Origin of the sequence: Chitinophaga sp. RCC_12 (genome assembly GCF_041360695.1) — a bacterium.
Lineage (GTDB): Bacteria > Bacteroidota > Bacteroidia > Chitinophagales > Chitinophagaceae > Chitinophaga.
On record NZ_JBFUPS010000010.1, the window covers coordinates 1 to 12,960 of the forward strand.

Genomic DNA, 12,960 nt, shown 5'->3' on the forward strand with positions numbered 1-12,960 from the left:
ATCTCCCAAAATCATTTAAAATCCAAAATGTTCAAATCCTTAAAATCAATATAATCAGCGTAATCCTGAGAAAGACAAACCTCGCGCGTTTATGTTTCATTAACACTTCTGTTTTTCCTGCTGCTTATTTTTGTATTCGCCGGCGACAAGTAGTTAACCCGTTAGCCCGCGGAATTTTATTGTTAAACCCAATTCCCTGATGAAACAATTATTGTTAACCGTCTTATTCACATGGTGGATAGCGCCGTTGTATGCGCAACCATTGTTAATGCCGGTTGGAAAGAACACTGGCAGCGGCAGTTACAGCCGGCATTTCCAGCAGGTGGTATCTGCCTGGTATAATCCTGCCGGGTTATCCTGTTTATCTTCTTTTGCGGCGGGCATTTATACAGAGAACCGGTTTATGTTAAAGGAGGCATCGTTGTATGCTGCGATGGTGGCTATTCCTGTGCGTGCAGGCGCTTTCGGCGGAAGCATTACCCGGCTGGGCAACGCGGCGTGGCACCAGCAGCGGCTGAGTGGTGCGTATGGCATGCAGCTGGGGCGGCGGGCCGGTATCGGGCTGCAGTTTAATTATGAGACCACTAGTGTACAGGGGTTGGGAGCGACCGGTAACATCAGCTTTGACGGCGGAATGCTCTGGCATATCAGTGAGCAATGGCATGGTGGCCTTCATGTGTATAAACCTGCAGACGCACCTGTTATGTATAGTGGCGGCCTCGGTTTTGAAGCATCGCGCGATTTCCTGTTAACCGGTGAAGTGGTTTCTATGGGGGCATTTACTGCTGTCAAGGCATCGGCTTATTACCGGGTTATCCGGCAGCTTGCGCTGGAAATGGGTATTGCATCCGGTCAGGCTTATAACAGTGCGGCAGTGATATTATTCCTGCGATCCCTGCGTATAGATATAGCTGCGGGGTTTCATCCGCAATTGGGTATTACGCCCGTTACCTCGTTGATATGGCAGCTTTCTCCACCACCGGTGATGGAGTGATGCGTATGAGTTTATGGACTTGTTAACCAGGTGTGGCCTTTGGTTTTACCGGAGAGCACGCGGGGAAATTAAACTTTCAATGTTATGGATATGGCAACTATCCGCTCGGCGATTTGCGGCGTCACCGGTTGTTTGTTATTGCTGCTGGGCGGGCGGAAAGCGTGGGCCCGTCAGCAGGAAGAGACGTTGCCGCAGGCAATGGAAAATAACCTGGAGAACGAAGCGGCTGGAACAGAAACAGTATCAGAAGATGATACGCAATGGCAAACTTTAAATGCCTTGGCGCGGCATAAGATACAATTGAATACAGCAGATGAAGCGACGTTGCAGTCAATAGGGCTGCTCACGCCTTTACAGATCAGCCAGTTTTTGCGGTACCGCACACTGCTGGGAGATCTGCTCAGTATTTATGAACTGCAGGCGGTGCCGGGTTTTGAACCGGATGTTATCCGGCGCGTACTGCCTTACGTAACGGTAGGTGATGACCTGGCGCCACATTATACTTTACGGGATTATACGCAGAAGGGTGATCATTCGTTCCTGCTGCGTTATGCCCGCGCAGCGGAGAAAGCAAAGGGATATCTGCACACCGATAGCACCTTACCTGCCTACAGGGGAAGCCCGGAAAAAGTGTTTATGCGTTACCGTTATAGCTTTCCCCGGTATATGAGCTGGGGGATCGTGATGGAGAAAGATGCCGGGGAAGCTTTTTTTAAAGGCGCGCAAAAGCAGGGATTTGATTTTTACAGCGCACATATTTTTATCCGGAACTACCGGAAAATAAAAGCCCTGGCATTGGGTGATTATACGGTGAATATGGGACAGGGCCTGCTGAACTGGCAGGGCCAGGCTTATGGTAAAGGAGCATCGGTGATGCAGGTAAAACGGGAAGGAGAAGTGTTGCGGCCCTACACCTCGCCAGGAGAGTTTTATTTCTTCAGGGGAGCTGCTGTTACGTTACAACAAAAACGTTGGGAGTTGACCGCCTTTGCCTCTTTCCGTAAGCAGGACGCCAGCACAGACACACTGATGGATGAAGTAACGGCGGCCAGTATTATCAGCAGTGGTTACCACCGCACGGTCACAGAAGCCGCCAAACGCGGGCAGGTACAACAGGTGAGCGTTGGTGGAAATATCCGTTATCAAGCTGCCCGGTGGCAGGTAGGGGGAAACGTAACCAGCCATCATTTAACGCCGGTACTTCAAAAGGAAACGGCGCCCTATAATCAATTCGACTTTAATGGTAACCAGCTGACGGCTGCCAGTATTGATTATTCCGGCAGCTGGAAAAATGTGCACTTATTCGGGGAGGCGGCGTTGAGCAGTAACGGCAAACTTGCTATAGTTCAGGGATTGCTGACCAGCGTAGCGCCTGCGGTGGATGTAGCTATTGCGTACCGGTATTATGATAAAGGCTACCAGTCGCTATATGCCAAAGGATTCGGAGACGGCTACCGGACCGTTAATGAGCAGGGAATATACACGGCGGTTACCCTGAAAATAACATCCCGTTTAAAGGCTGATGCATATGCAGATGTGTTTCACTTCCCCTGGTTGAAGTACCGGAGTAATGCACCTTCTTATGGCAAGGACTTTTTTGTGCAGGGAAGCTATGTTCCCGGGAAAACAATGATCCTGTTACTTCGTTACAACTACCGGCAGGGAGCAGAGAACGTGTTGCTGCCGGAGAACCCGGTCAAAGTACCGGCAGAGGTAACGTCCAGGCACATACGTTTTCAGTGGAGTATAAAAGTAAATAAGCAATTGGACGTTAAAACCAGGATAGAATACAGCAGTTATGAAGCTGCGGGGGAGATGCAGCAGGGATGGATGATTTACCAGGATGCCAGTTACCGTTTTATACATTTGCCTGTATCAATCGGCGGCAGGTTATCCAGGTTTCAGACCAGCAGTTACGACAGCAGGATATATGCAACAGAGAGCAGTGTGTTATACGAAAACGCGGTATCGCAGCTGTATGGCGAGGGCTGGCAATATTATCTCAACATAAAATGGAAAGTAAGCCGGCGGTTAGCATGCTGGGCACGTTGCCACCAAAGCCGGTATCCGGGCCAAACCCGTATTGGTAGCGGAAATGACGTTGTTGCAGGAGATAAGAAAACATTGCTTCAATTTCAGCTGCAATATTTAATAGCAGGAAAATGAAATTTTTTCAGCTGGTTATAAATTGATTATCAGTTCGTTATGACGATGAAATTATCTGCTGTTAAAATAATGTTAAGTAGATGTATCACGATTTACTTTTTTTTTCTAACTTGTGGATGTCAACCAAAATCTAAATCTGATTTGCTTTATGAGAAAGACCTTTCTGCAAGAAAAAAAGCTTGTGATAATGGCTGTAAACCCGCAGCAGGATACTTGTCATGATTCAAATCAATAAGACACAACGAGAGACTTAGTAAGGCTTTTACCGATTTAAACTATAACAGGCACGTAACCATTCCTGAAATTGAGATCATTAGCTGTTTGTCAACAGCGAGCGAATACAACAATTTACCGACGAGAGAACACATGTTGATCTATTAAAGACTTGTACAACCAAAATCAGAACTGTTTATGAAGAAAAACACTTCTCCTTTTACATAGCCGGTCGCCAATATACCTGACCGTATGTTGCGATGATTGTTTGCTGTAACTGCAGAACCGAATGGTATTCTGTATGGTTAGTCATGCTTACAAAGACATGATATGGATTTTTTATGCTATTATTTTAATGTACTAATATGATACAACAATAAATAAAACAACTTATCCGGAAGCCGCTACCGGCAATTGTTTGCCGGGTAAGCATTTATAAGACCCGATGCATTTCTTCTTCAACCAAAATCTGAAACTTTTATGAAAAAGGGGTTCCTCCTTTTTGCCATGGTTATGGCAATCATCCACCTGGCCTACTCGCAGCAGCGACCGGTTACAGGTACCGTTAAGGGCAACGATGGCAATCCGGTTCCGTTTGCCACCATCCAGATTAAAGGCAGCACCACAGGTACCACCGCCAATGACAATGGCATATTCAACCTGAGTGTGCCCGGTGCCGCTACCGTGCTCGTAATAAGAAGCGTTGGATATAAAGCCCAGGAAATAACCGTGGGAGAAAGTTCAAATCTCCAGGTAACACTCATTGCAGATAACAAAAACCTGCAGGAAGTAGTGGTAACTGGTTTGGGACTGGTGCGTGAAAAGAAAACCGTTGGTTACGCCACCAGTAATTTTGCTACAGAACAAATTAACAGGGTAGCGCCTGTAAGTATGATGGATGGTTTATCCGGAAAAATTGCCGGTGCTGAAATATCCACCACCAGCGGCGCTCCGGGCGCATCCAATAAAGTAATCCTCCGTGGTTATTCATCCCTGCAGGGTAACAACCAGCCACTGTATGTAGTAGATGGGGTGCCATTGAACAACGACCGTCCCGGTTCCAGCGTTGATGGAAAAGGAGTCAACAACGGTGGTTACGACTTTGGTAATAATGCCAATGACATCAATCCAAATGATATTGAAGCAATCAGCATTTTGAAAGGCGCCGCTGCCACCGCTATTTACGGTTCCAGGGCCGCCAGTGGTGTGGTATTGATCACTACCAAAAAAGGTAAGAGCGGAAAACTGAAAGTAGATGTGGCCTCCGCTGCCACTTTTTCTAATGTGGGCATGTTGCCAACCATGCAGGAAAAGTTTGGCCAGGGATGGGGCGGTACTTTCATTCTTTCAGAAAATGGTAGCTGGGGCCCACGGCTGACCGGTGAAAACCGCGAATGGGGCGCACCTGTGGACGGCGTGTCATTAACAAAACCATTTTCTTTTGTAGATGATAACGTACGCAATTATTTCACTACCGGTAAAGAACTGAATAACACCATTTCTATCAGCGGAGGAAATGAAACATCCACATTCTTCCTGTCTTATGGAAATATATACAGCGATGGTATCCTGCCCACTGATGCAGATTCTTATAAAAGAAATACTTTCTCTGCAAGAGCCTCTACAAAATACGGCAGGTTCTCTGCTTCTGCCTCCTTTAACTACGTAAATAAAAATGCAAAAGCAGTATCTACCCGCAGTGAATCCGGACTCGGTTCTTCCTTGTTTGAAGATATTATCCAGATCCCGGTAGATATCAACATCTCCCAGTTTAAGGATTATAAAAACAAGTATTACAACGTAGATAACTATTTCACGCCTTACGCAGAGAACCCTTATTATTCCCTGTATGAAAATGGGAATAACCTGAAAAGCAACAGGATCTTCGGAAACATTGACCTTAAATATGGTATCAATGATTGGTTAAGTGTACAATGGCGTCTTGGTGCAGATATCACCAACAGCCAGTCTAAAACCTATAAGGCGAAAAACAGGCCATCACTCGACAGCTGGAATGATGGTAATAATGTGGAAGGATCACAACGACAAGAGGACGTTGGTTATGTAAGGGAAAACAGCGATTACAGGGGTGAGTTCAACTCCGATCTCCTGCTCACTGCCAATAAAAAACTGAGCTCAGATTTTACTATCGATGGATTGGTAGGCTTTAACGTTAACCAGCGGGAGGGAAAAATATTCACTTCGGCTGTGAAAGGCCTCGCCATTCCGGGTTTCTATGTGATCTCCAACTCACCCAATACACCGGTGTCACAAACACAGGAATTCAGACGCAGAATTTATGGCCTTTACGGACAGGCTACCTTAGGCTTCCGTGAATACCTGTTCCTGACGGTAAATGCCCGTAACGACTGGTCGTCTACATTACCGGAAAAGAACAACAGCTATTTCTATCCTGCGGTGAATGCTGCTTTCATTTTATCAGAAGCGCTGAAGCTGGATGACCGCGGTGTTTCTTTTGCGAAACTGCGTGCCAGCTGGGGTAAAACAGGTAACGATGCCGGTCCTTATCTCACTAAAACCACCTTATCTACCGGACAGATCATAGATCTTCCATTTGGTACACTGGATTTTCCTTTTAATGGTATCCCCGGTTACACAGTAGGTGACAACATCGGTAACCCCGATCTTGCTCCTGAGTTAAGTAATGAGTATGAATTAGGTGCTGAAGTAAAATTCCTGCGGAACAGGTTGGGTTTTGACATTGCCTACTATAACAAACTCACCAAAGGTCAGATCCTGGCAGTGCCTACCACGCCGAGTTCCGGCTATGCCAGTATCACGCAGAACTTTGGTAAAGTGAGGAATAAGGGTATAGAATTATCTGTTAACATCATACCGGTAGAAACAAAAGATTTTACCTGGACCCTGAACTACACGTACGCACGTAACCGTAATACAGTAGAGGAGCTTCCTGCAGGTTTGGACCAGGTAGTGCTTAATTTCGCTTACGATGCAAAATTTGTTGCGCGTAAAGGAGATCCGCTGGGTGTATTTTATGCACCGGTACCTGCTACCACACCAGATGGAAAAATAATTGTGGATGCTACCGGCTTGCCTAAGGCGGCAGATACCGACGGTTATTATGGTACCTCTCAGCGCGACTTTACCATGGGGCTGATAAACACACTCCGTTATAAAGATTTTACACTGGGCTTCTCTTTCGACTGGAGAAAAGGCGGTGTGTTCTACTCCGGTACAGCTGATCTGACTTACTTCGTAGGTAACGCCTTGTTAACTACTTATAACGACAGACGTGCCTTTGTGGTGCCTAACTCTGTAATGCAGGTAGGTACGGATGCACAGGCCAAACCGGTATATGGTGAAAATACCATTCCGCTCACAGATTATAATTATGACGCTTATTGGTATCATACCACCAATAAAGGTGGTGCTTATTCACAGCGTATTATTGATAAAACCTTTTTGAAACTGCGTGATATCACGCTCTCTTACAGTCTGCCTTCATCAGCCGCCAGAAAAATTGCTGCCAGCAACCTCATGCTGACTGTTTTTGCGCGCAACCTGTTTGTGTGGACGCCGGAAGGAAATACATTCATTGATCCCGAAGTATCCAACTATGGTAATGACCTGAACAGTGAGTTTGGTGAATTCAGATCCATGCCTACTACCAGGTCTTATGGTGTTTCACTGAAGGTATCCTTCTAATCTTTTAAATTCTGATATCATGAAAACGTACAATCAATATATTCTCCTCCTACTTTCAGCAGTGCTATTGTTAGGCGCTTCCTGCAAGAAGAACCTGGATATCAACAACGATCCGAATAATCCGCCGTTAGAGAAGGCTACACCTTATGTGTTGTTCCCGCCGGCGGTAATGTCTACCGTATCGTGCGCCGGCACCGATGGCGCTGTTATTGGTGGTATCTGGGCGCAATACTGGACGCAAAGCAACGCCTCCAACCAGTACAAAACAATTGATGCGTATAATATCCAGCGGACGGACTACAATGCGTTGTACACGCAGATGTTTTCCGGCGCGCTGCAGGATTACAGCCTGATGCTCAAATTATGCGACAGCCTGCACGATTATAACTTTGGTTTGATGGGAACCGTGATGAAGGCATATTCTTACCAGATACTGGTAGACTTGTACGACCAGGTGCCTTACCAGGAAGCATTCGGCGGGTTAAACCAACTGCAGCCGAAGTTTGACCGCGGAGATAGCATTTACTCCTGGTTGCTGAGAGACCTGGATATTGCCTTATCAAAAGACCTGACCGTTACTATCCTTGATGAGAATGCAGCACAGGATATTATCTATAAGGGAGATATGGATAAATGGGTAAAGTTTGCGAATACGCTGAAACTGAAAATGTACCTGCGTATGGTGAATGTAAATCCATCACTGGCAAGAACAAAGATCATGGACCTGATTAACAGCGGCGCTGAGTTCCTTACAGATGTAGATGCTTCTTACAGTACTTTTAAAGATGCACCGGGCCAGGACAATCCATTATACGAATCAAACATCCGCAGCCTGAATACAACTACCAATATCCGGGCGAGTTACACCATGTTGTCGTGGTTACAGAAAAATAAAGATTCGCGGATAAGCAAAATTTTCCGTGCGCCGGGCGCGGCAAGCGGTGTTTATTATGGCATTAACCAGGGCGATTTCACCAGTTTGTCCCCCATTTACAATAAATCTGCTATCTACAGGCAAACAGCTATCGACACTGCATACCTGATTTCCAGGGCTGAAACCAACCTGATGCTGGCAGAGGCAGATGAGCGTTATTTCGGTGGCACTAAAGCAAAAGCCTATTATGATGCAGGTGTGCAGGCCGCATTTCAGCAACTTAAATTAAGTGCTGATACTTTCCTTCTGCCCGGAAAGGTATATGCTTACCCAACCGGAGCGACTTTTGATAAGAAGCTCGAAGCCATCATTGTACAGAAATGGGCTTCTTTCCCTGGTACACATGCGCTGGAAGGCTTCCTGGAACAAAACAGAACAGGTTATCCTAAATACAGCCCGGTATATTCTACTGATCCATCCTACATTCCCGGCCAGCTGGTATATTCCCGTAACGGTGTTACCGGCGTTGGTAAGTTCCCTAAACGCCTGGTATTCCCGGATGTGGAAAGGAGCCGGAATAGTAATACACCAGCGGAAGTACCTATTTATCAAAAGGTTTGGTGGGCTTTATAATGTTAACGGTTTAAAATAATTACCATGAGAACAATAATGAATAAACAATATATCATAGGATTACTGCTGGTGGCTACTGTTCTTTTTTCTTCCTGTGAAAAGGATTTGCCGGAGGTAAAGAATACGCAGGTAGTGAAAATGGCCGGTACCTGGTGGGTAACCATGTCGCTCAACGGCGCCCCGCAGATCGACGGGGACCATGTGCAGATCAATACTTTTAACACCACTGCCGATGATGGCAAGCAAATGTGGGTACAGGATGCAGGACTGGGATTCGACTTCCAGTCGAAGGTAGACGTGAATTTGTCTGATCTTACCTTCAACGCTACTAATGCGAAGGACGAGAATAGTGACGCGACCGTTACCATTACTGCCGGAAAAGTTTTCCCCAACGGCGGAAAATCGAAGGGCGGGCACATAACGGACAGTATTTACATGGAATTGCAAATATCTTCTGATCCCGGCAAGAAGTACGTAGTGGCGGGTATCCTGCGTACCAAGTTCGACGAAGACGACTATTAATCCCGGTCAATCCGCTGTTTATAAAAAAAGAGGGCTCATTTGAGTCCTCTTTTTCTATTTTTGTACGGCTAAATCATACAACATGGAAAATCAGCATGAAGAACAGAATCAGCTTAACATAGAGTTGAATGAAGAAATCGCCGAGGGACAATACGCAAATCTCGCCATCATCACTCATTCCAATGCCGAATTTGTGGTAGACTTTGTGAACGTGATGCCCGGTCTGCCAAAGGCTAAGGTGAAATCCCGTATCATACTCACGCCGCAGCATGCCAAGCGTTTTATGAAAGCCATGCTTGATAATATTAAGAAATACGAATCTGTACACGGCCCCATTCAGGATCAGGAGCAGGTATCTGTACCATTGAATTTTGGCGGACCTACCGCTCAGGCCTAACTCGTTGACAGATGGAACATATTTTTTCTTATCATCATTTGAGAGAATTCACCAGGGAAGTATTTATCCACATGGGGTGCAGCCTGGAACATGCAGCCCTGGCCAGTGAAGTGCTAGTATCGGCAGATTTGAGAGGTATCGATTCTCATGGAATAGCCCGCTTATCGGGCTATGTTCGTTTATGGGAGGCTAAGCGGATCAACGCTACACCCCATATCCGGATAGTACATGAAACGCCCAGTACGGCGGTTATTGACGGAGATGCAGGCCTGGGCCTGGTAGTAGCGCCATATGCCATGGAAATAGCCATGCAGAAGGCAGCTGCCGTAGGTACCGGCTGGGTAAGTGTGAAAAACTCCAACCACTTTGGTATTGCAGGTTATCATGCTATGAAGGCACTGGACCAGGATATGATTGGTATGGCCATGACCAATGCCAGTCCGCTGGTAGCGCCTACTTTTTCCACTGAGCGTATGCTTGGCACTAATCCCATTGCAGTGGCTATTCCTGCAAAGGAGCAGCCGGCGTTTGTGGCGGATTTCGCCACCACCACTGCAGCCAACGGGAAACTGGAGATCCTGCAGCGTAAAAATGAAGAAGCTCCTTACGGATGGATCCAGGATAAAGAAGGAAACCCGAGTAACAATCCTCATGAACTCAAGAGTGGCGGGGCTTTGCTGCCTTTGGGCGGCGATCGTGAGCACGGAAGCCATAAAGGGTATTGTTTGGGAGCAATTGTTGATATATTTTCGGCCGTTCTTTCAGGCGCCAATTATGGTCCGTGGGCGCCGCCTTTTGTGAGCTTTCTCCCATTGGCGCCGGATCCGGTAGGAGAGGGCCTGGGACATTTCTTTGGCGCTATGCGTGTAGATGCATTCCGGCCGGCAGATGAGTTCAAAGCCAATATGGATACCTGGATCAACCGCTTCCGTGCAGCAGAGCCGGTAGCCGGAAGGAAAGTATTGATCCCCGGAGATCCTGAAAGAGAAATGCAACATGAGCGGCTGGAAAAGGGTATCCCGGTAATAGCGGCTGTGGTAAAGGATATGCAGGAAGTTGCCGCTAAGTTTAATTTGAATTTTTAATTTACAATCGTTCATAAAAAACGCCCGGAATGATGCTGATGCAGCGTTTCAGGTAGCTAAAGCAAAATATACATTCAGATGAAAGTGTTAAAATTTGGTGGAACCTCCGTGGGAAAACCAGAGCGTATGCAGTCGGTATCGCAACTGATCACAGCAGATAATGATCAGAAAATTGTGGTCCTGTCTGCACTGTCAGGCACCACAAATTCCCTCGTGGAAATCAGTCAGTCGCTGTCAGAAGGTAAGAAGGAACAGGCAAAGCAGCAGATAGACAAGCTGGAAAGCCACTACCGGAACTTTTGCAACGACCTGGTGAAGAAGGAAGCCGGCCGCGCAAATGCCAAGGCTATTGTTGATGAACACTTCGAATTTCTGAACATCATCCTGAAGATATCTTTCAATGAAGCACTGAATAAAGATATTCTTGCACAGGGAGAATTATTGTCTACACGTCTTTTCGGCGTATATCTCGAAGAAGCCGGAATTCCTGCGGTACTGTTACCAGCGCTGGATTTCATGAGCATCGACGAATACGAAGAGCCGGAAATTCCAAAGATTAAAATTAAACTGGCTAACCTGATCAGTCAGCATAAAGGCCAGCGTATTTTTATCACCCAGGGATATATTTGCCGCAATGCCAGAGGCGAAGTGGATAACCTGAAACGTGGTGGCAGTGATTACTCCGCATCCCTGATCGGCGCGGCTATCCAGGCAGATGAAGTCCAGATATGGACAGATATCGACGGTATGCACAACAACGATCCGCGGGTGGTGAACAAAACCTTCCCGATCGAGCAGCTGTCATTTGATGAAGCAGCAGAACTGGCCTACTTCGGCGCCAAGATCCTTCACCCTGCTTCTATCTGGCCTGCACAGCATTTCAATATCCCTGTGAAACTGCTGAATACCATGCAGCCCGAAGCAAAAGGTACCATCATTACCGAAATGCCTAACGGCAACGGTGTGAAGGCCATTGCGGCAAAAGACGGCATCATTGCTATTAAGATCAAGTCGAGCCGCATGTTACTGGCGTACGGCTTCCTCCGCAAGATTTTTGAAATATTTGAAAAATACCGCACTCCGATCGATATGATCACCACTTCGGAAGTAGCGGTATCTATCACCATCGATAACCAGCAGTACCTCGATCAGATCCTGAAAGAGCTGCAACCGTTTGGTACGGTGGAACTGGATTACCACCAGACAATCGTTTCCATTGTTGGTAACGAAGTGGCGGCTACTCCTTCCATTATCACCAAATTATTTGATGCGATAGAAGAAATTCCTTTACGCATGATTTCCTATGGTGGCAGCAGGCATAACATCTCTATCCTGATCAATGGTCAGTTTAAAGAGAAAACATTGCAGGTGCTGAATAAGGGATTATTTGGCCTGGAATAGAAAAAGACTTCAGATAAAAAAAGCAGCGGAGATTACTTCGCTGCTTTTTTATTTTTTTAACCGCTGATCAAATACAAACGGCTGTGTATTCAGGATGGTAATATTTGCTGCGTCCGGATGCAGCGGGTTGATCAGGTAGTTATATTCATCGGCAATTACTACAGATGGAATCCGGAGCACTGCGTACTTAGCCGTATCTATCCACTCATCTCCAATGCATTGCAGCTCCGGTGAGGGCGCCAGTGATTGCCAGCCGGATGGCAGATCATGTTTGGTGAGTACTTTGATGGCGATATCATCGGGAATCTGCAGGGTAGCAATGCAGAAATCCTGTACTATGTTTTTCAGTGGAATGTGTACCAATACTTCCAACGCCGATAACGCCCGGCTGCCGGCAGTGTACACAATAGCATGCCCCGGGCTGTTCCAGCGGCCACCATACAGGCGCGCACCTGTTCCACTCAGATCATTGATGTAAGCGCACTTACTGATCCTGTATACTTCCATGTTAATGGTTTCGTAAATTATGCAAAGATGCCATGTTCAATGCGTCCCAGCTCATCCTGGATAAGCTGAAACCCAAAGGTGGTATCTAACAGCGAAATAGGGGTTTGATAGTTGAAGGCAGGTAACGGAGTTCTCATCCATTCCTTGAAGTTTTCCAGCTGGCCGAATACTTCGGTACCACGCTGATAAAGCTGAGAGAGTAAAATGGCACGTTCAGACGTGTCGGCAGACAATTTCTCGTCGTCTGCATAGCGCTGCAGCGTTCTTTCTGACACATGTACTACCTGCGCCAGTTCTGATAAAGAAAAAGACAGCTGCCTGCTCAGATTCAATAAAGCTCTTTTAATAATTCCACTGCGGGAAAGCTGTATAAAATCAAAGTAGCCGCTGCTGGCGATGTATGCCGCTCCTCCTGGCTGTTCTACTATTAATAATGCATTTTCCTGCACGCGGTATCCTTTTACATGTTTCATATACCCGA

10 protein-coding genes are annotated in these 12,960 nt (G+C 46.5%); 8 read left to right on the forward strand and 2 right to left on the reverse strand.

The genetic code is table 11. From position 1 onward, the window contains the following. The first annotated feature begins 199 nt into the window (after window positions 1–199). The 8 genes from AB6805_RS24860 to AB6805_RS24895 all read left to right on the forward strand — a co-directional run bounded on the left by AB6805_RS24860 (window position 200) and on the right by AB6805_RS24895 (window position 11,972). On the forward strand, window positions 200–994 hold the full coding sequence (locus tag AB6805_RS24860) for a hypothetical protein (protein WP_370912166.1): 795 nt from the start codon (window positions 200–202) through the stop codon (window positions 992–994). Window positions 995–1,078: 84 nt separating this feature from the next. Continuing rightward, window positions 1,079–3,160, forward strand: a complete 2,082-nt coding sequence (locus AB6805_RS24865) for a ComEA family DNA-binding protein (protein WP_370912167.1) — start codon at window positions 1,079–1,081, stop codon at window positions 3,158–3,160. A 693-nt stretch (window positions 3,161–3,853) separates the two neighbouring features. Next, window positions 3,854–7,060: a SusC/RagA family TonB-linked outer membrane protein gene (locus AB6805_RS24870; protein WP_370912168.1), complete on the forward strand. Its 3,207-nt coding sequence runs from the start codon at window positions 3,854–3,856 to the stop codon at window positions 7,058–7,060. A gap of 19 nt (window positions 7,061–7,079) precedes the next feature. Beyond that, entirely contained in the window at window positions 7,080–8,567 is a 1,488-nt protein-coding gene (locus AB6805_RS24875) for a SusD/RagB family nutrient-binding outer membrane lipoprotein (protein ID WP_370912169.1), read from the forward strand. Between the two features lie 24 nt (window positions 8,568–8,591). Next, window positions 8,592–9,089 (forward strand): lipid-binding protein, encoded by a 498-nt coding sequence (locus tag AB6805_RS24880; protein ID WP_370912170.1) that lies wholly within the window; start codon window positions 8,592–8,594, stop codon window positions 9,087–9,089. 82 nt (window positions 9,090–9,171) lie between these two features. Next, entirely contained in the window at window positions 9,172–9,486 is a 315-nt protein-coding gene (locus tag AB6805_RS24885; RefSeq protein WP_079470689.1) for a DUF3467 domain-containing protein, read from the forward strand. 11 nt (window positions 9,487–9,497) lie between these two features. After that, complete coding sequence (locus AB6805_RS24890; protein WP_370912171.1) at window positions 9,498–10,571, forward strand: Ldh family oxidoreductase; 1,074 nt, start codon at window positions 9,498–9,500, stop codon at window positions 10,569–10,571. Between the two features lie 78 nt (window positions 10,572–10,649). Then, the gene (locus AB6805_RS24895; protein ID WP_370912172.1) at window positions 10,650–11,972 is read left to right on the forward strand and encodes an aspartate kinase; all 1,323 of its coding nucleotides are present in this window, start codon (window positions 10,650–10,652) and stop codon (window positions 11,970–11,972) included. A gap of 48 nt (window positions 11,973–12,020) precedes the next feature. Here the strand turns inward: AB6805_RS24895 and AB6805_RS24900 are convergent, their stop codons facing one another. Further along, window positions 12,021–12,479: an RES family NAD+ phosphorylase gene (locus AB6805_RS24900; protein WP_370912173.1), complete on the reverse strand. Its 459-nt coding sequence runs from the start codon at window positions 12,477–12,479 to the stop codon at window positions 12,021–12,023. A 17-nt stretch (window positions 12,480–12,496) separates the two neighbouring features. Continuing rightward, entirely contained in the window at window positions 12,497–12,952 is a 456-nt protein-coding gene (locus AB6805_RS24905) for an antitoxin Xre/MbcA/ParS toxin-binding domain-containing protein (protein WP_370912174.1), read from the reverse strand. Window positions 12,953–12,960 lie beyond the last annotated feature (8 nt).